This window comes from Paenibacillus sp. FSL W8-0919 (assembly GCF_038003785.1).
Classification (GTDB): Bacteria; Bacillota; Bacilli; order Paenibacillales; family Paenibacillaceae; genus Paenibacillus_AQ; species Paenibacillus_AQ lactis.
The window spans coordinates 1,037,165-1,055,777 of the sequence record NZ_JBBOPV010000001.1; the positions used below are offsets into that span (position 1 = coordinate 1,037,165).

At 53.1% G+C, this 18,613-nt stretch carries 15 protein-coding genes and 1 other RNA gene; 2 read left to right on the plus strand and 14 right to left on the minus strand.

Annotated features, from left to right (window positions below; genetic code table 11):
• Window positions 1-44: 44 nt before the first annotated feature.
• From ffs to rpoE, 9 genes are all read right to left on the minus strand, one after another.
• An RNA gene (ffs, locus tag NST44_RS04435) (signal recognition particle sRNA large type) lies at window positions 45-311 on the minus strand.
• A gap of 117 nt (window positions 312-428) precedes the next feature.
• Window positions 429-626, minus strand: a complete 198-nt coding sequence (gene rpmE / locus NST44_RS04440; RefSeq protein WP_028406562.1) for a 50S ribosomal protein L31 — start codon at window positions 624-626, stop codon at window positions 429-431.
• Window positions 627-880: 254 nt separating this feature from the next.
• Window positions 881-2,158, minus strand: a complete 1,278-nt coding sequence (locus NST44_RS04445) for a radical SAM protein (protein WP_007133128.1) — start codon at window positions 2,156-2,158, stop codon at window positions 881-883.
• 35 nt (window positions 2,159-2,193) lie between these two features.
• Window positions 2,194-3,519 carry a transcription termination factor Rho gene (gene rho, locus NST44_RS04450; RefSeq protein WP_007133129.1) on the minus strand — a complete coding sequence of 442 codons (1,326 nt, stop codon included), beginning with the start codon at window positions 3,517-3,519 and terminating at the stop codon, window positions 2,194-2,196.
• A 173-nt stretch (window positions 3,520-3,692) separates the two neighbouring features.
• Window positions 3,693-4,952 (minus strand): UDP-N-acetylglucosamine 1-carboxyvinyltransferase, encoded by a 1,260-nt coding sequence (locus NST44_RS04455; RefSeq protein WP_007133130.1) that lies wholly within the window; start codon window positions 4,950-4,952, stop codon window positions 3,693-3,695.
• Between the two features lie 212 nt (window positions 4,953-5,164).
• Window positions 5,165-6,019, minus strand: coding sequence for a class II fructose-1,6-bisphosphate aldolase (gene fba, locus NST44_RS04460; protein ID WP_007133131.1), 855 nt, complete (start codon window positions 6,017-6,019; stop codon window positions 5,165-5,167).
• Window positions 6,020-6,186: 167 nt separating this feature from the next.
• The gene (locus NST44_RS04465) at window positions 6,187-6,579 is read right to left on the minus strand and encodes a response regulator (RefSeq protein WP_007133132.1); all 393 of its coding nucleotides are present in this window, start codon (window positions 6,577-6,579) and stop codon (window positions 6,187-6,189) included.
• A 292-nt stretch (window positions 6,580-6,871) separates the two neighbouring features.
• Window positions 6,872-8,473, minus strand: a complete 1,602-nt coding sequence (locus NST44_RS04470) for a CTP synthase (RefSeq protein ID WP_340897956.1) — start codon at window positions 8,471-8,473, stop codon at window positions 6,872-6,874.
• A 579-nt stretch (window positions 8,474-9,052) separates the two neighbouring features.
• A complete protein-coding gene (rpoE, locus tag NST44_RS04475; protein WP_007133134.1) occupies window positions 9,053-9,610 on the minus strand; it encodes a DNA-directed RNA polymerase subunit delta in 558 nt (185 codons plus the stop codon).
• Window positions 9,611-9,972: 362 nt separating this feature from the next.
• Between rpoE and NST44_RS04480 the strand changes: the two genes are divergently transcribed.
• Window positions 9,973-11,118, plus strand: a complete 1,146-nt coding sequence (locus NST44_RS04480) for a S8 family peptidase (RefSeq protein WP_007133135.1) — start codon at window positions 9,973-9,975, stop codon at window positions 11,116-11,118.
• Between the two features lie 110 nt (window positions 11,119-11,228).
• On the opposite strand, the gene argS is transcribed toward NST44_RS04480, so the two are convergent.
• From argS to NST44_RS04505, 5 genes are all read right to left on the minus strand, one after another.
• Window positions 11,229-12,908, minus strand: coding sequence for an arginine--tRNA ligase (gene argS, locus NST44_RS04485; protein ID WP_210095567.1), 1,680 nt, complete (start codon window positions 12,906-12,908; stop codon window positions 11,229-11,231).
• Window positions 12,905-13,330, minus strand: coding sequence for a DUF1934 domain-containing protein (locus NST44_RS04490; RefSeq protein WP_007133137.1), 426 nt, complete (start codon window positions 13,328-13,330; stop codon window positions 12,905-12,907). Before NST44_RS04490 ends, argS begins: the two co-directional genes overlap by 4 nt.
• 245 nt (window positions 13,331-13,575) lie before the next feature.
• Window positions 13,576-14,247, minus strand: coding sequence for a GNAT family N-acetyltransferase (locus NST44_RS04495; RefSeq protein ID WP_340897958.1), 672 nt, complete (start codon window positions 14,245-14,247; stop codon window positions 13,576-13,578).
• A gap of 74 nt (window positions 14,248-14,321) precedes the next feature.
• Complete coding sequence (locus tag NST44_RS04500; protein ID WP_340897960.1) at window positions 14,322-15,011, minus strand: GNAT family N-acetyltransferase; 690 nt, start codon at window positions 15,009-15,011, stop codon at window positions 14,322-14,324.
• Window positions 15,012-15,048: 37 nt separating this feature from the next.
• Window positions 15,049-15,906, minus strand: coding sequence for a carbon-nitrogen hydrolase family protein (locus NST44_RS04505; RefSeq protein ID WP_340897961.1), 858 nt, complete (start codon window positions 15,904-15,906; stop codon window positions 15,049-15,051).
• A gap of 397 nt (window positions 15,907-16,303) precedes the next feature.
• Here NST44_RS04505 and NST44_RS04510 point away from each other — a divergent pair, with 397 nt between their 5' ends.
• The gene (locus tag NST44_RS04510) at window positions 16,304-18,613 is read left to right on the plus strand and encodes a CdiA C-terminal domain-containing protein (protein WP_340897962.1); all 2,310 of its coding nucleotides are present in this window, start codon (window positions 16,304-16,306) and stop codon (window positions 18,611-18,613) included.

Sequence of the window (18,613 nt, forward strand, 5' to 3'; positions counted from 1 at the left end):
ACCCTTGCCTTAGGCAAGGGTGTTAGAGTAGATGCTATGTAATACCGTGCACCTGTTATTGATAATTGCGATCCGAGCGGCAATCCTGAACAGCAACTCGGGCTAGGCACTCCTCCGGCACAAGAGCGGGCTTGCTTATGGCTGCTTCCTTCCGGACCTGACCAGGTTCACAAGTGCTCATTGCGGAGGACCCAACCGTCAACATTGTGCGCAGGGACCAGCCTCACATCGACAATACCTCTAACAGGAATTCAACCTCGCTACAGCGGATTGCGAGTTACAGGGCACCGCTACCTCCCCATCTAGCACGGCGAACTTTAGTATAGCGCATGGGCACCAAAAATGCAACCGACGGAAGAAGTTGTCACCCCCCGCCCTGCCATAATAAAACAAAAACCCTTCGGCCAGTAAAGGCGAAGGGCTTGTTATTAGATACCGTATTTCTTTTTGAATCTATCAACACGACCGCCAGCATCCAGGAATTTCTGCTTACCTGTGAAGAACGGGTGACAGTTAGAGCAAATCTCGACACGAAGATCCGGCTTTACAGAACCTGTTTCGAACGTGTTACCGCATGCGCAGGTTACTGTAGTAACGTGATATTTCGGTTGAATCTCTTGTTTCATTATACCTTTCACCTCTTTCCGCCCTGAGCCTCATGCGGACCCAGAGTTATATGGACACATAAAATCAGTATATCACGGCATTTTTCATTGCGCAATAGCCCGCACACAAATACTCAGCCAAGCTCAAAACTGGATCCAGGACCTGATTTTAGGAGATTCTCGCAAACATGCTTGCTTAAGCATCGTTTATGGATGGGCTTCCCATCCTTCGTCTACAAACAAGATGGACAAATCTCTACCGACAGCTACATTAATTAGCTCATTAAAGGCTTTTTCTTAGGCCGCGCCTGACCGGCGGGAGGAACATGCGTGTAGGAACCGATCACGACATCAGGCAGCTCGGCCTGCATAATTTCAATGGCTTGCTTCATCCCAAGAATCTCTCCCCGTGCCGGAGGAATCAGCTCAAGATAGCTCTCCGGATCAATGTTCAGATTCCGAAGCTGAATGAGACGAAGTCCGGTACGGCGGGCAAACTCGATCATCGCTTCAAGCTCTTCCTCGCGATCCGTTACGCCCGGGAAGATCAAGTAGTTGATCGACGTATACACGCCTTGATCGGATGCGTAGCGCAAAGATTTTTCCACATTAGCCAATGTGTAGGCCCGCGGCTTGTAGTATGCGTTATAGTGATCATCCAGCGCACTGATCGTACTTACCCGCATAAGATCAAGCCCTGCATCGACAATGCCGCGGATAAAGTCGGTCAGACCCGCATTTGTATTGATATTGATATAACCCATGTCGGTCCGGGAACGAACCTCTCTCATTGCCTCGATAATGATCTTGGCCTGCGTGGAAGGCTCACCTTCACAGCCTTGGCCGAAGCTGATAATTGAATCCGGCGTCTTGAGATGCTCCATCATAACCTGCACCAGCTCATCCACCCGTGGTCGGAAGTTCATCCGCGTCTGAGGCGCAACGAAGCCGCTGTCATCCGGTTGTTCCGATATGCAGCCAAAACAGCCCGCATTGCAGGAATAGGATACCGGCACAGCGCCCTCCCAGCGATTCAGGAAGGTGTTGGAGGCGGTAAGGCATTCATACCCGAGCGCACAATTCGAGAGATGCTCGTACAACCGGTTATCAGGATACTTCTCGGTCAGCCGCTTTACTCCAAGCTCAAGCTCATTCAGATCGCAATTAACCGGATTCCACTTCTCCGGATCATCGGACAGCCGGGCCGTTGTATAGAAGGCTCCGTCTTTCCACACGACGGCGGAATATCCGAAGAGCGGGAGCTTGTATTCCTTGTCGGTCTTTACATACCCAGGCAGGCACAGGCGGGTAAAGCCCTGCGGAAGCAGAGCACCTACCGCGGTATAGCCCTCCTCCAGCGGCAGCATCTCACCGCTCTCGGGATCCATTCCGATGGCGCGGGTGTTCGGCAGTCCGACCAGCGTTGCCCCTTCCGGCAATGGAATTAATTCATCCTCCAATATTTCAACGATCATATCTGCGCTGCGGGCTAACCCGAACAGCTCGGGATGATCATAGACGTTTCCTTGTTCATCTGCGTAAACCAAATACATGTTGATCTCCTATTCTCCGGCTTTCGTACTCGGGATTAGCTTTGAGGGGCAGCCGTCTGCGATGCACGGGACGGACGTCTGGCCGGATTGCCCGAGCTGCCCGATCCGCTGCTGTTCGCACTGACATCAAATGCTGCCAAAAATTCCGCGTTGTTTTTGCTGTCACGCATTTTTTTCAAGAAGCCCTCCACGAAATCGGCCGAATCGTTCATGTTCTTACGAATGGCCCAGATCGTATCCAGCTCCTCCTTGTTCAAGAGCACTTCTTCACGCCGTGTGCCCGAGCGGCGAATGTCGATTGCCGGGAAAATACGGCGCTCCGCAAATCGGCGGTCCAAATGAAGCTCCATGTTTCCTGTACCCTTAAATTCCTCGTAAATGATATCATCCATGCGCGAGCCGGTATCGACCAGCGCAGTTGCCAGAATCGTCAGGCTTCCGCCTTCCTCCACGTTCCGTGCCGAACCGAAGAAACGCTTCGGACGATGGAACGCCGCAGGATCAATACCGCCGCTAAGCGTTCTGCCCGATGGCGGGATGACCAGGTTGTAGGCACGGGCAAGACGGGTGATGCTGTCAAGCAGGATCACGACATCCTTCTTATGTTCCACCAAGCGTAATGCACGCTCGAGCACCAGTTCAGCCACTTTAATATGGTTCTCCGGCAGCTCATCGAACGTGGAAGCAACCACCTCTCCCTTGACTGAGCGCTGCATGTCCGTTACTTCCTCCGGACGTTCGTCGATAAGCAAAACAAACAGTTCGATATCTGGATAATTGGTTGAGATGCTGTTGGCAATTTCTTTTAAGAGGAGCGTTTTCCCTGCTTTGGGCGGTGCCACAATCAAACCGCGTTGTCCTAGACCTACCGGTGCGAGCAAATCCATGATTCGGGTGGACAACTGATTAGGGGATGTTTCGAGAACAAGCTTTTCTTGCGGGTATAGAGGAGTCAAGGCTGGAAAGTGCAGTCGTTCTGCCGCTACCGCAGGATTCTCGCCGTTGACGGCATTCACCTGAAGCAGACCGAAGTATCGTTCATTCTCTTTAGGCGCCCGGCATTTGCCTGAAACCAGATCACCGGTACGCAGATCGAATTTGCGGATCTGGGATGCCGAAATATAAATGTCTTCCGTGCTCGGCAAGTAATTGATCGGTCTGAGAAATCCGTAGCCCTCCGGCAAGATTTCAAGCACGCCCTCCATGAACATTAAACCGCTCTGTTCAGCCTGGGCCCGAAGAATGGCAAAAATCAGTTCCTTCTTCTTCAACTGCCCGTAGTACGGAATCTGGTATTTCTTGGCCAGCTTATACAGATCCGTTAGCTTCATGCCTTCCAAATCGGATATTTGTAAATCCATTTAATAACCACCTATTCAATTTTTTCGTGTCTTTTCACGTTCAAGCCTTCAGTATGATTGTAAAAAAAGTCTATCATTCTATGAGTTACTTTACACTTTACTAGATAAGCATTACCCAAATTAGAGGGAGATATGCAGTAAAGACGGCATATTTCCCTCATCCTGGGTGAAAATTATTCTTCTTCGGTCTCGCGCCATACGTCGGCCCCGAGCATTCGGAGGTTCTCGACCAAATGGTCGTAGCCGCGGTCAATAAATTGTACGCCGCTGACCTCGGTTACGCCCTCCGGCACCGTAAGCCCGGCAATGACCAACGCCGCGCCGGCACGGAGGTCCGTCGCTTTGACCTTCGCTGCATTCAGCGGGCCTCCTTCGATAATCGCGGAGCGTCCCTCCACGCGAATCTTGGCGCCCATCCGAATCAGTTCCGGCACATGCTTGAACCGGTTGCTATATACAAAATCACTAAGAACGCTGACTCCCTCGGCTTGCGTAAGCAGACTGGTCATCGGCGACTGCAGATCTGTTGCGAATCCGGGATAAATCAGGGCTTTAACATCCACGTGATTGTATCGGTCTTTGCCGATTACGCGGATGCTCTCATCCAGCTCCTCGATGCCGACGCCCATCTCGATCAGCTTCGCGGTTAACGCTTCCAGATGCTTCGGAATAACATTGTCGATGAGAACATCGCCGCGCGTGGCGGCAGCGGCAATCATGTAGGTGCCGGCTTGAATCCGATCCGGGATAATCGAGTGACGGCAGCCGTGCATTTCCGTAACGCCTTCAATCCGGATTGTCTCCGTTCCGGCGCCTTTAATGACGGCTCCCATTGAGTTTAGAAGGGTAGCAACATCTATGATTTCAGGCTCTTTGGCCGCATTTTCGATAATTGTGGAGCCTTTGGCTTTGGCAGCCGCCAGCATGATATTAATCGTCGCGCCGACACTGCTTACATCTAGGTAGATCTTAGCGCCCCGCAGCTCCTTGGCATGCAGATGAATGGAACCGTGCTCATTCGTCACGGTTGCGCCAAGCGCTTCAAACCCCTTGATGTGCTGGTCGATCGGGCGAGGTTCAAAATTACAGCCGCCCGGCAGGCCGATCACGGCTTCTTTAAATCTTCCAAGCATAGCACCCATCATATAATAGGAGGCGCGCAGTTTCTTCACGGGTCCGTTGGGCATCGGAATAGACTTGATATCAGAAGGATCGATTCTCATCTGATTGCCTTCCCATGATACCTCTCCGCCGATATCTCTCAGCATTTCGGCGTACACCGCCACGTCGCTGAGCAGCGGCAAGTTATCGAGTATGACTTCTGAATCCGCCAGGATTGCGGCGGGAATTAACGCTATAGCACTGTTCTTGGCACCGCTGATGGTGACTGTGCCTCGCAGTGGGCGTCCACCGCTGATCATCAATTTTTCCATAAGCTTTCGGGTCCCCCTACATCACTTCGCAGCCGGAAATGGTTCTGATGGCAGTCGTTCGTAAGTAAATGAAAAGGAAAGTGCACCGCAAGAAAACCGGTGCCTTTCCAATTCAAGGTGCAGCATAAGACAGCCTAAACATATCTTAGATGATTCCAAATCTACTGTTATAGCCGCCAAGGGCAATAAGGGATTCGGAATAGGTATGGAATTTAAGCTTTGTTGTTGGAGCCGAACTCGCGGATTTTGCCGACAACCGTTTCTTTGATCGCTTCACGGCCTGGCTTCAAGAACGTACGAGGATCGTAAGCTTCTGGTTTAGCGGCGAGCACTTCGCGAACCACTTTCGTGAACGAAATTTGGTTCTCGGTGTTGACGTTGATTTTGGAAGTACCGAGCGAGATCGCTTTTTTGATATCATGCGTCGGGATACCTGTTCCGCCATGAAGAACGAGCGGAAGCTTCACGGCATCGCGAATTTCCTCCATCTCTTTGAAACCGAGGTTTGGTTCGCCTTTGTATGGTCCGTGTACGGAGCCAAGCGCAGGTGCCAGCGTGTCGATGCCCGTCTCGTTCACGATGCGCACGCAGTCATCAAGCTTCGCGTACATAACATCGCCGATCACGTCATCTTCTTGGCCGCCTACCATGCCCACTTCTGCCTCAACGGATACTCCCTTGGCATGAGCATACTCGACAACTTGCTTCGTTGTTGCAATATTTGTGTCGATCGGGCTGTGGGAATCATCGATCATGACCGAAGTGAAGCCCGCGTCGATCGCTTCTTTACATTTCTCGACACTGGATCCATGGTCCAGATGAATCGCTACTGGAACCGTGATTTTCAGGTCCTCCATCAGACCTTTAACCATGTGCACAACGGTGCTGAAGCCGCCCATGTAACGTGCTGCGCCTTCAGAAACACCGAGAATAACCGGGGATTTCTCTTGCTCAGCCGCTTCCAGAATCGCGTAAGTCCACTCAAGGTTGTTGATGTTATACTGACCAACAGCATACTTGCCTTCGAGCGCTTTGTTCAGCATATCTGTCATTGATACTAATGGCATGGTTTCATCCTCCTAAAGATGCTTAGTTTGTCTATGGTTTAAAGCCGACATAACATACGCATATATTATACCACATCGCGTCGTAAATACTAAACAAGCATTTCCCGAATCCCCTGCATCACATATTGGCAAAAAAAGAACTCCGCCATTGAAGCAGAATTCATAGCTTAACCTATCTTGTTCGCCGCGCCTTTCAGCTGCATATTGACGGCCTGCCGCATCTCGTCGATATCAAAGGGCTTCGTAAAGTGCATCAGCGCGCCGAGATCCGTCGCTTCCTTAATCATATCCAGCTCGCCGTAGGCCGTCATCATGATGACCTTGATATCCGGATTCATCTGTTTAATATGCTTTAGAATCTCAAGCCCGTCCATCCCCGGAATTTTCATATCGAGCAGTACCAAATCCGGCGCATGCAGCTTCACGATCTCCAAAGCCGCCTTGCCGTTGGCGGCCTGGAACGTTTCATATCCCTCGCTGCTGAACACTTCCACTAGCAGAATCCGAATTCCGTTCTGGTCATCTACGATCAACACTTTGTGTTTGCTTGGTTCGTTCATTCTTCAAAGCCTCCCGATCCTTAAATGGCATTGATGATACACAAATCTAAGAGCCCTTAACGCCCCATAAACCGACCATTATCTGTATTCGCCCGCTGTAGTCGAAATCCTTCCTTACTTTCGAAAAATTTCTGGAAAATAATGCCCTGCCAAAACACAGAAATACCCATTGCTGTTAAAAGGTATGATGCCTGCTCAGCATAAAAAATCCCCTTTAAGCAAACCGCCTCAAGGTCTGCTTAAAGGGGACTATTATGCGTTGGAATGGGCGCAGTCTGCTATAGCTCGCCGATTACACCTGATGCTGAATCGAAGCTTTCACGAATTCGCGGAACAGCGGCTGAGGGCGGTTCGGACGCGATGTGAATTCCGGATGGAATTGCACGGCAAGGAACCAAGGATGGCCCGGCATCTCCACGATTTCGACCAGACGTCCGTCCGGCGACGTCCCGGAAATGCGCAATCCTGTCTTTTCAATGTCCTCGCGGTATTGGTTGTTGAACTCATACCGGTGACGATGTCTCTCATACACCAGCTCGTCCTTGTAGCAGGCTTCGGCCAGCGAGCCCGGAGCCAGCTTGCACGGATACAAGCCGAGGCGCATCGTTCCGCCCAAGTCCTCGACATCCTTCTGCTCCGGCAGAAGATCGATGACCGGATATTCGGTGGCCGGATCGATTTCGGAGCTGTTCGCCCCCTGCAATCCCAAGACGGAACGGGCATACTCGATTACCGATACCTGCATGCCAAGGCAGATGCCGAAGAACGGAATGTTGCGCTCACGGGCATACCGGATCGCGCTGATCTTGCCTTCGATCCCCCGATCGCCGAATCCGCCCGGTACGAGGATGCCCCCGACTCCGTTCAAAGCTTCTTCCACGTTCTCGTCCGTAATCTCCTCGGCATTCACCCAGCGGATCTTCACTTCGGCATTGGCATCGAATCCGGCATGCGACAAAGATTCGACCACGCTGAGGTAAGCATCATGAAGCGCCACGTATTTACCCACGATGGCAATCTCAACCGTCTTCTCCAGCTTGGATACGCGCTCAACCAGAGCCTCCCATTCACTCATGTCAGGCGCCGGCGTAGTCAGCTTCAAGTGGTTGACGACAATCTCGTCAAGACCCTCGTCACGCAAGTTCAGCGGCACCTCGTACAGAGAGGACGCATCGCGGCATTCCACAACTGCGTTCGGATCGATGTCGCAGAAGAGCGCGATTTTGGCTTTCATCTCCGTCGAAAGCTCATGCTCCGTACGGCATACGATGACATTCGGCTGAATGCCGATGCTGCGGAGCTCTTTCACGCTATGCTGGGTCGGCTTCGTTTTCACTTCGCCGGCAGCTTTAATAAATGGAATGAGGGTTACATGGATATACATCACGTTCTCGCGGCCGACATCACTCTTGATCTGACGGATCGCTTCAAGGAACGGAAGGCTCTCGATATCGCCGACCGTACCGCCGATTTCGGTAATGACCACATCCGAGCCGGCTTCACGTCCTGCACGGAATACGCGCTCCTTGATTTCATTCGTAATATGCGGAATGACCTGTACCGTACCGCCCAAATATTCGCCGCGGCGCTCCTTGCTGATTACCGAGGAATATACTTTCCCTGTCGTAACATTGCTGTTCTTCGACAGATTGATATCGATGAATCGCTCATAGTGCCCGAGGTCCAGGTCGGTTTCCGCACCGTCGTCCGTTACGAATACTTCGCCATGCTGATAGGGACTCATCGTGCCCGGATCTATATTAATGTACGGATCGAACTTCTGAATCGTTACCTTGAGTCCTCTGTTCTTCAGCAATCGGCCGAGCGAAGCGGCGGTAATTCCCTTCCCGAGAGATGATACAACCCCGCCTGTTACAAAAATATACTTTGTCACTGTTAAAAACCCTCCTATATAATCTCCATAACTTCAGGCGACATATGATGTTTATCCTAACCCGTTTTCCCCAGATTCATCAGAGGGGACCAACAAAAAGCACGGCCCGCTTCCCTAAGGGTGAGCGAGCTGACCTCCGACCTATTACAAACCGTCCCCGCCTCTTCGCGTGGGCAATCCATCCAGGCGGCCCACGATAAGCGCACAGATCTTCCGATCATGCGTATTCGGGCAGGAACAGGTTCTGATACCTTCATCCTTGTCTTCTGCAAAGACTACATCCAGATCGATCATGAGGTCTTGTAGAAGACATCCCTATGAGCAAGGATGCGTCCTCCTTCCGAAGACACCCCTACACCTGCTCATAAAAACAAAAAAAGTGACCCCGAGTAGTAACGGGGCACTTTTATATTAAACATATTTTAATCCACAATCATAAGCCCAAGCAATAGTTTACTCTGTGCCTTGTCTGCTTGTCAAGGGAAGAAACAGGCTTAAAATCCCCCTATTTCCCAATCCCGTTCACGACCTGCTGAAACTGGCCGCGGCAAGTCATATTCCAAGGTATTCGATCACGGATTAATCCAGATCTTCCTCTTCGAATTCCTCGCCATCCAGATTCTCTTCTTCCTCCGCTTCGGCATCCTCATCGTCCAAATCGTCGTCATCGATCACGACATCGTCGTCAACGTCAGCGTCAGCATCGTCGTCCTCGGCGAAGAGATCGTCATCTTCGTCATCCAGGCTGTCGTAATCGTCTTCGACGTCATCCACGCTGTACGTATCCTCTTCATCGGTGAAGTCATCGTCGTCATCGTCTTCATCATTGATGATGCGAGGGCGCTTGGCGTTCGCAATCGGATCCTCGGAGCGCTCCAGAGGATACCAGCGCTTCAATCCCCACAGATTCGTTCCAACGCAAGCGAAACGTCCGTCTATATTGATCTCGGTATATAACTGGGCAATCGTTTCGTTAATCTCTTCTTCCGTAAAGCCGCGAAGCTTGGCCACCTCATTCATCAGGTCACGGTAATAATACGGCGTATTGGCCGCCTTCAGAACCATAAAAGCCAGGTCAACCATCGGGATTTCCTGGATCTTCTCCGGATCGATCTTTAAATTGAGCGGATTACTCACTAACGCACACTTCCTCTCACACAATCTTCACGTTATACCCTCAACATATCCATTATCAAAACTAAGTAAAACCTATTTAAACATAAAAATCAAGTTTTTATGCGGTTGGCATCTTATGCATGGAAAAAGGCGGAGACTCATCGTCTCCGCCTTCCGACTGTATCCGCCCCTAGGATCGACTCCTTACGGGATAGATGAAAGAACCTCTGCAGGCTCCCTCCATGTATCTTATGTTCGCCCTATCGCTTTGACACGCGAAACAGGGCCTATTTCCCGGAAAAAGGGCTGCGTCCCATTCGGGCTCCCTCCCCGGCTCATACAATACTGAAGCAACGGTTCATCGAGAAGGGAGATTGCCACACATGGACTACACCCGGATCATGCAATCACTACTTGCGGAGACGAACCCTATGCGGAACGTCCGGGGAGAGAACCGGCGGCTCCTGACGTTTCATGACCCTAAGCTGTACCATGCGTGCATCAGCGAATGGAAGCGACTCACCGGAAAAAGCCGCCTCGACGGTTCAGTCAGCTTCTCGCCGCTTGTCCGGACCATCATCGCTCCGGCGTCCCAAACTGCAAAGCTTGAGGCGGAATTCCGGAACGAGCTGATGATCGAGGAGGATCACCAGGTTCATATCCAAGCGATACAGGGAAGCATTGGAACGCTAACCGGGATCCCATGGGGAATCAAACAGATCAAAGCCCCGCAAACCTGGTCAATCTCAACAGGTCATCGGATCAAGATTGCCGTTATTGATACGGGTGTGGATTTCGCCCACCCGGATTTGAGATACTCCCTGACCAAGGGGGTCAATCTCGTTAACCGGAACATCCCGCCATATGATGACAACGGGCACGGCACGCATATATCAGGCACGATTGCTGCAGCGAACAGCACGCAAGGCATGATTGGCGTTGCGCCCAGATCGGTGGTCTACCCGGTGAAAGCCTTTGATCACAATGGGTCGGCCTTTGTATCGGACATCATAACGGCGATTGACTGGTGTGTCCGGGCCGAGGTCAATATCATCAATATGAGCTTCGGCATGCAGACCCGGAGCAGAACCTTGCTTGATATCGTCAGCAAGGCCAATCAGGCAGGCCTTATTATCGTTGCATCCTCCGGAAATGACGGCAAGCGCCGCACGGCCGATTACCCGGCCCGCTACCCCCATACCATTTCCGTTGGAGCAACCGACCGGAACCGCAAGATCCCCGCGTTCAGCAACCGTGGGCAATTTGTCGATATCTACGCCCCCGGCGACAAAATCGTATCCACGTGGCTGCAAGGCAAATATCATGAGATGAGCGGCACCTCCATGGCCACATCGCATATCAGCGGAACAATCGCACTGCTCCTCGCCCAAAAGCCTGACCTTAAACAGGCGACGGTCAAGTCCCTGCTGCGCCGCACCTCCACCCCTCTTAAACTGAAGAAGGGCTTCAGCGCTTCCGACGGAGAGGTAAATGCCCTGAAGTTTTTGCGCGAGGGCATGAAATTATAGAACGCTTCGGCATGCCCGAATCGAATAGCTCCCGTACGCCGCTGCCTATAGAAACAGCCGCTTTCCATCATGGATAAGCGGCTGTCGATGATTATGCGTATGGTCGAATCCTACATCCGTTCCGGCGCCGATACGCCGACCAGGCGCAGCACGTTCGCGATAACCGTGCGCACGGCTCCCAGCAGCGCAAGGCGTGCCTGCGTCTGCTCCGCATCCTCGGTAATTACGCGCTGGGCTTTATAATAGCTGTGGAACAGCGAAGCCAGCTCGTATACATAACGGATGATCCGGTGCGGCGCGTAGTTTTCGGCAGCAACCGACACCTCTTGCGGAAGCTCGCCGATTTTGCGCAAAATGTCATATTCATGCTCCGCCGTGAGCACGCCGAGGTTAACCTCGGAAAGCGGAAGGAGCGCAATCCCTTGCTCCTCCGCTTGACGGAATACGCTGCATATGCGGGCATGCGCATATTGAACGTAGAACACCGGATTTTCATTGGAGGTGGAAACCGCCAGGTCCATGTCGAAATCGAGATGGGAGTCCATGCTCCGCATCGTGAAGAAGTAGCGGATCGCATCCACGCCTACTTCATCCATCAGATCCTCCATCGTGACCGCTTTGCCGGTACGCTTGGACATCTTCACCTTCTCGCCGTTCTGGAACAGGCTGACCATCTGCGCGATCAATACCGTCAGCTTTTCCGGATCGTTGCCCAGCGCCTCCATGGCCGCCTTCATACGGGGAATATAGCCGTGGTGGTCAGCGCCCCAAATGTTGATGATGCGGTCATAGCCGCGCTCGTATTTGTTGCGGTGGTAGGCGATGTCCGGCGTCAGATAGGTGTAGGTCCCGTCATTTTTAACCAGGACCCGGTCCTTGTCATCCCCGTAGTCCGTTGTGCGCAGCCAGACCGCTCCGTCTTTCTCATAAGCTTCGCCCTTGGCCTTCAGCTCCTCGAGCGACTTCTCCACCAGTCCGTCCTCGTACAGCGAGGTTTCGCTGAACCATTCGTCAAAATGCACGCGGAACCGATTCAAATCGCGCTTGATCTTGTCGAGCTCCTTCTCAAGCCCGAATTGACGGAAAAATGCGGTCCGTTCGCCGGGATTCATCGCCAGAAGAGAATCGCCCTTCTCTGCGACAAGCTCTTTGGCAAAGCCCTTGATATCTTCGCCGTGGTAGCCGTCCTCCGGCATTTCAGCCTCTTGGCCAAGCTCCTGCAAATACCGCGCTTCTAGCGATTTGCACAAATTGACGACCTGGTTGCCTGCATCATTGATGTAGTACTCCCGCGTTACTTCATAACCCGCATAGTCCAGCACGTTGCACAGCGCGTCGCCGACTGCCGCTCCGCGGGCATGTCCAAGATGGAGGCTGCCCGTCGGGTTGGCGCTGACAAACTCCACTTGAACCTTCCGGCCTTGGCCGATATCGACACGTCCGTAACGCTCCCCTTGCTCGTGAACCAGGGCAACGACCGGGTAAAGATAGCTTTTGTTCAAGGTAAAGTTAATAAAACCGGGCCCGGCAATCTCGGCCTTCTCAATCGAGGCTTTCGCCGTATCCAAATGCTCCAGGATCGCCTCGGCAATCTGGCGCGGGTTCTTCTTGGCGATCCGGGTCAGCTGCATCGCTGCGTTCGTAGCCAAGTCCCCATGCGATTTATCCTTAGGGACCTCCAGCGTAATTGCCGGAAGCTCCTCGCGGGATACCAGTCCGGCAGCGACGGCGGCATCGGCCACCGCTTCCGCGACCAGCCCGTTAATATGGTCTAGTGGATTCAATGTCATGATTCATGAGCCTCCTGAATAGTCAAACTTATGGAAAAGTGCCCCGAAAACTCATCGAGCACGTATAGATCATACACCCATGCAGCGCGTCCGGACATACCTTCCACGGCAAGCTCCAGGCGCTGAGTGTGCGTAGACAGATTAAACGAGGTGAATGGAGAACGGTAAAATCCCGGCAGCCTCTGTCCTAATCTGAACGTCTGTTCAGATTCCACTTCCCCGTGGCGGATAAGCTTCAGCTCATCTTCGGTCAGCTTCAGCATCGCCCGGGTTTCTCCCTGATGCGGTCCCATCTTCGGTTCGATATACCGGACATACAAGGCCTTCCCTTTGGAGATCACCTCAGCCGGTAGCTCCTGAACCGTATTCTCGCCTTCGTGAAGACTTTGAAGACGGATGGTCGCTTGTTTTCGGTCGTTCATGATACGCTCCTCTTTTTTCTACCTATTGTATTAATATATCCAGTATGGGCCGGCAATTCAAATGAGGATGGTACAATACTTCAGAAATTATACTTCTTCACGCAGGGTTTGCGCCATACTTTGCGACAAAAAGCCTGCTTATTTTCCATGCCGCCCCTCACGGCATCAGGCTACCGGCCGACCTTCTGTTCTAAAAGCAGGGATAAGAAAAAGCTTGGTTCCCCAGGGAACCAAGCTTCCATAAATTACAGGGGCAGCAGCGCTACCTTCTCCCGCTGCTTGAGCTTTGCCACCATATCAAGCCATGCTTGCGGCTTTTCCGGCAGGACGGCGTAGTAGCGCGTCAGGAAATTCACGATCAGCTCGGCAGGCAGCTCCGACATGCTGTCATCGCTCGGCATGAAGCAGAAGTCCAGGCCGGTTACCGCCTCTCCGTCGTTGTTCCAGGACGGGTGAACATAGTCGATATCGGTACGTTTGTAGCCAAGATGCGAGAGCACCTCGCGCCGTACAAACGGATCCATCGGCTTGATTCCGCCGAATTCGTAGTCGCTGACCCGATATGGATCATAGATTTCGGCGAACATGCCCAGCAGTTCTTTCCCGTTGGCGGCCGCAAGGGCATGCAGGTCCTTCAAACGATGCTGCGCCAGGAACCGGCCGATGCCGAGTCCTTCCCGGCCGATGATCGTAAAGTCGGTCATCGCCACGTTCCAATCCTCGTAATACCGGTACTCGGTCGTCCCGACCACTTCCCCTTCAAGCAGCGCTACAAACACGCGGATGCCGGGATCCTCAAGCGGCTCCTTCCACAGCTCGTATTCCAGCACCTCCTCAGGCGGGAACACCTCTTTCATCAGATTGTGCATGCTGCGAAACAGCGGGTCCTCGATACTAGTAATCCGAATATATTCCATGACTGCAAAGCCCCCTTCATTAATGGTCGTAGATTATGACTCTTCATCCGTGCATAACATAGCTATGGAAGACTTCAATTAAGCCCGCCCCGTACAGCTTTAAACGGATTGAGCCATTCCATCAAAGCCCCGTAATTGCATGACTCCTCATCCTCCAGATAATCGGCCGCGACGCCGATCGGCGTGCGCCCGCAGCGAAGCAGGAACGTAATCACCGGGTCATGCAGCTTCCCCTGGACGACCGCCTCCAGATAGGATTCGGCACTCGTCCTGTCCGCATACTTGTGATAGCCCGGCATCCGGCCGCCGCCCAACAGGCGGTCCAGCCCGCGCTGCACGGTCAAATGGTACAGCGACTGGATCAGCCATTTGCCCAGCCCCAGTTTACGAAACCGGGGTCTCACGCATATATCCGCGATATAAAGCGTATTGCCGTCCGGTTTATGGGTCCGGATATACCCGTTGTCCGTTGTATCCGCCCAGGAATGAGCCGGCTCCGAAGGATCGTAATCCACGATCAGCGAGGTAATCGATCCGGCCAGCACCCCGTCTGCCTCCACGCATAACGCGCCCTCGGGAAACCGGGTTACATGCTGGGTCAGCTGTTCCTTGTTCCACCACTGCTCGGATGGATACGGCGGCGGGAAGGTTTCAGATTGAATTACGATCAGCTCGTCGAAATCGTCCGCCGTATAGCCGCGAATGACAACCGGTACCGGCCGGTCGCCGTCAAATACGTAAAACCGCTGAAAATAGCTGCTCATGCCGCCCCCTGCCTTTCCGTGTTTTGTAGCGATCCGTTTACTCCCAATCCGGATAAAGATCCGTGCGGCGGTCGCGCCACGTCGTAACGGAACCTTTCTCCCGGACCTGATATAACAGGTCTAAATCCAGATCGGCCGTAATAATCATATCGTGGTTCAGCTCGCCTTCCGCCAGCAGTCCCTTCGGAGGAAACGGAATGTCATTCGGCGTAATAATGGCCGCCTGGCCGAAATTGGCCCGCATCAAATCGACCGTCGGCAGCGAGCCGACCGTTCCGGTCAATACGACATAGACCTGATTCTCGATCGCACGGGCGTGGCTCGTATAACGGACGCGGTGGAAGCCGTGCCGGTCATCCGTGCAGGACGGACAGAAAATAACGTCGGCGCCCTTGGCCTTCGCCATCCGCACAATTTCGGGGAATTCGATATCATAGCAGGTCAGCATGGCAATCGTGCCATACTCGGTCTCGAACACCTCGAGCCCCTCGCCTGCCCCCATATTCCATCCGGTAACCTCCGACGGGGTGATATGGATCTTGGCCTGCTCGGCCACGCGGCCGTCCGGGTAAAACAGATGCGCCACGTTATACAGCTTTCCTGCCCGGCGAATCACATGCGTGCCGCCGATAATATGCATGTCATATTGCTTCGCAAGACGGATGAACAGCTCCAGATAGCGGTCCGTGAAATCCGGCAAATCATTGATCGATAATGCCCTGCCTTGGTCGTCTCCAATGGACATCAGCTGGGTTGTGAAGAACTCGGGAAACAGCACGAAATTAGCTTCAAACTCCTCGGCTGTCCGTATGTAATGCTCCGATTGCTGAGCGAAATCATCAAACGATTGGATCGTGTGCAGATGGTACTGCACGGCGGAAACGCGAAACTTCATGCTACTCCTCCTTAGGCCTGTGCTGGTTTCATTATATAAGATTATAGAGAACTTCGCTTGCGGAATCCATGATGATCTGATTGGGCGGAATGCCCGTATCATGGGCAAACCGGCGGAGACCAGAATGTGAAACAGGCTTTTGCGAAAGTAGAGCAGTAAAATTGGTGAAGGGCTCGGGAGCAGCCTTTGCCCGGCTTGTTAAATGGGCGGAATTAAGGATATGGGTATTTCCGCACCCCTGCTTCTCATACGTTGGCATCATTTTTGCACGGCCGCTCGGGAAGTTTCCTTATATTGGTTCACACGAATCCGGGAATGTGTAAAAATATTGAAAAAAGAATCATCCGAACCCGCGCCGATTCTCGCGCAAAAGCTTGGTCATTCACGGGAGGGGAGCATGGTAACGATGTCCATCACGATGGTCCGAACCCGCATTCGGGATGCGGTGGAGAGTGTATACGAAGCGGCGCGCGCCTGGCTCGCGAAGCACCCTTTGGTCGTAAAGGTTTACTACGCATTTTCCTGGCTTTCCTTGATCTTTCTCCTAATCAGCCTCATCTTTATTAGGGATTCCCGTCTCATGATGGTCCAGTACCTCTGGTCATTCTACGTGCTGCTGCAGTTCTGGCTGCTCTGCCGGAGCAAAACGCTGCCGTGGAAGCATGTCAGTCTGTTGGTGCTGTCCGGGGTAATTCTGGTCGTGCCGCTTACGAATCTTACGATTCAGCTGCTGCACCTGATCTTTGGCGGCCGCACATCGGATACCTGGTCCATGGCGGTGGCCACCCCGATCGTGGAAGAAGCCCTGAAGCTGCTGCCGCTCGCGGCATTCCTGTTCTTCTCCCGCAGGGCGTCTGCGCTAAGCCTTAGCGATTACGTGCTCCTGGGCGCAGCCCCGGGCGTCGGCTTCCAACTTATCGAGGAGCTTTCCAGGCGCTGGGTCAATGACGGCTATCTTGCCCGGCAGTACGACTACAGCGTAACGTTGTTGGGCGGCAAAACGATCCATTGGGACCTGTTTACCCTATTTCCGGGATACTTCGAGGAAAGCATTGTTCCGTTAATGATGAGTGAAGGCCATCCCTTACATACCGCCGTGATTTCCCTTGGCGTTGGATTCGCCGTCCGTTTCCGCCATAAGCTGACTCCGTGGGTCTACCTGTTTCCGGTCATCCTGCTGCTCTGGGCCATATTGAATCATGTGGCATGGAACGGGCAAAACCGGCTGCCGGACTGGATCATGACCATCCATGAGTGGACCGGGGAAGGCTACCGGGTCAAAGATGTGTTCCTGATTATGCTGGCGGGCGGCTTGGTCATGGACTACGTTGACTTGAACAAAGTTAGACAGCGCCTGCCTAGGTACGGTCAGGAATCCATTCTTAATCCGTTCTCCGAGTTGTTTCACACCATAATCGCGCTGTTCAGCAGCAGAAAAAGGTTCGGAAACCTCCTTGCCTTTTACAGAGCAAGACGTGAGCTCGGCTTCTCCTTTCTATATGGGAATGAAGAGGCTAAGAGCCGGGAACTTACCGTTCAGGAGCATTTGCAAAAATACGGGGTGCTGCTCGGAGCCCTGGCCGTTCTTCTGCTTGTGGCAGGCGTCTTCTCGGGATTTCAGATGATGCAGACCCCGGATTCCGCCTGCTTCGCCTGCCTGTTCGATTCGCTTCAGAACTGGTGGGACCGCCTAAGCGGGTGGGAGCAGGCAGCTATCGTTCTCGGGGCATTCGCCTTAGGCTTTATGTTCGTCGGGTTCTGGCCGGCTCTCGGGCTTGCCTTGACCGGACTCGATATCGCATCGAGCGGGCACAGCATCGCCAGCTACATCCGCGATCCGAAGAAGCTGCTTTCACCGCAGCATATGCTGGCAGGGCTCACGGCCTTTCTTCTCGACCGGATTCCGGTAGGAAGAGGGCTGAGATGGCTGTCTGACCGGCTGGGACCGAGGGCAAAGGGCTTGCTGGACGCCATTCAATCGAAGCTCGGCCTCAAACCAAAGCCGGACGGCGACACGCCGGGCATGCCTGAGCGCCATGAAGAAACTCCGAACGGAAAGCCGGAGCCGGAACCCGAGAACCGGCAGCCGAACGATAAGCCGGAAGACACTAAACCCGGCCAAAACAAGCCCAACGATAAACCGGAAGATAACAGACCTGACGAGAATAAACCGGACGAGAATAAGCCCGATGAGAATAAACCCGATGAGAATAAACCCGACGACAATAAATCCGGGGAAAATCATCCGCCGGAGAACAAGCCGGAGGAGTCCGGCTTGACCGAGCCTACTACGTCCGGCGGCGAGCCGCGAGGCAACTATGAAACGCCTGATCCCAATGATCCGCGGCCGATCATGCGGCAAAATGAAACCGCCGACCTGCTGGCCTCGCAAGGATACGATGTTGAAATGCTGCCCGGCACGAAGGGCGGCAACGGACACGGCATTCTGCCCGAGTCCAACCCCGATTTCCTGATCAACGGCAAAGCCTTTGACTGTTATTCGCCTGATACGGGCAACGTCCGGAATATCTGGTCCACGGTTGTTGGCAAAACCGAGCGGCAGGCCGGCGGCATCGTTCTGAATCTGGACGACTACACGGGCTCGATGGATAAGCTGATGAAGCAGTTCGATGATTGGCCGATCGAGGGCCTTGACGAGCTGTTCGTTGTTAAAGACGGGACCATCACGAGATGGTTTCCAAAATAG

Bases quoted from the DNA above. Each gene is read 5' to 3' on its own strand.
- rpmE (WP_028406562.1), bottom strand. From the start codon at position 626: ATGAAACAAGAGATTCAACCGAAATATCACGTTACTACAGTAACCTGC.
- NST44_RS04455 (WP_007133130.1), bottom strand. From the start codon at position 4,952: ATGGAAAAATTGATGATCAGCGGTGGACGCCCACTGCGAGGCACAGTC.
- NST44_RS04500 (WP_340897960.1), bottom strand. From the start codon at position 15,011: ATGAGCAGCTATTTTCAGCGGTTTTACGTATTTGACGGCGACCGGCCG.
- NST44_RS04445 (WP_007133128.1), bottom strand. From the start codon at position 2,158: ATGTATTTGGTTTACGCAGATGAACAAGGAAACGTCTATGATCATCCC.
- NST44_RS04490 (WP_007133137.1), bottom strand. From the start codon at position 13,330: ATGAACGACCGAAAACAAGCGACCATCCGTCTTCAAAGTCTTCACGAA.
- rho (WP_007133129.1), bottom strand. From the start codon at position 3,519: ATGGATTTACAAATATCCGATTTGGAAGGCATGAAGCTAACGGATCTG.
- fba (WP_007133131.1), bottom strand. From the start codon at position 6,019: ATGCCATTAGTATCAATGACAGATATGCTGAACAAAGCGCTCGAAGGC.
- argS (WP_210095567.1), bottom strand. From the start codon at position 12,908: ATGACATTGAATCCACTAGACCATATTAACGGGCTGGTCGCGGAAGCG.
- NST44_RS04495 (WP_340897958.1), bottom strand. From the start codon at position 14,247: ATGGAATATATTCGGATTACTAGTATCGAGGACCCGCTGTTTCGCAGC.
- NST44_RS04505 (WP_340897961.1), bottom strand. From the start codon at position 15,906: ATGAAGTTTCGCGTTTCCGCCGTGCAGTACCATCTGCACACGATCCAA.
- NST44_RS04480 (WP_007133135.1), top strand. From the start codon at position 9,973: ATGGACTACACCCGGATCATGCAATCACTACTTGCGGAGACGAACCCT.
- NST44_RS04510 (WP_340897962.1), top strand. From the start codon at position 16,304: ATGGTAACGATGTCCATCACGATGGTCCGAACCCGCATTCGGGATGCG.
- NST44_RS04465 (WP_007133132.1), bottom strand. From the start codon at position 6,579: ATGAACGAACCAAGCAAACACAAAGTGTTGATCGTAGATGACCAGAAC.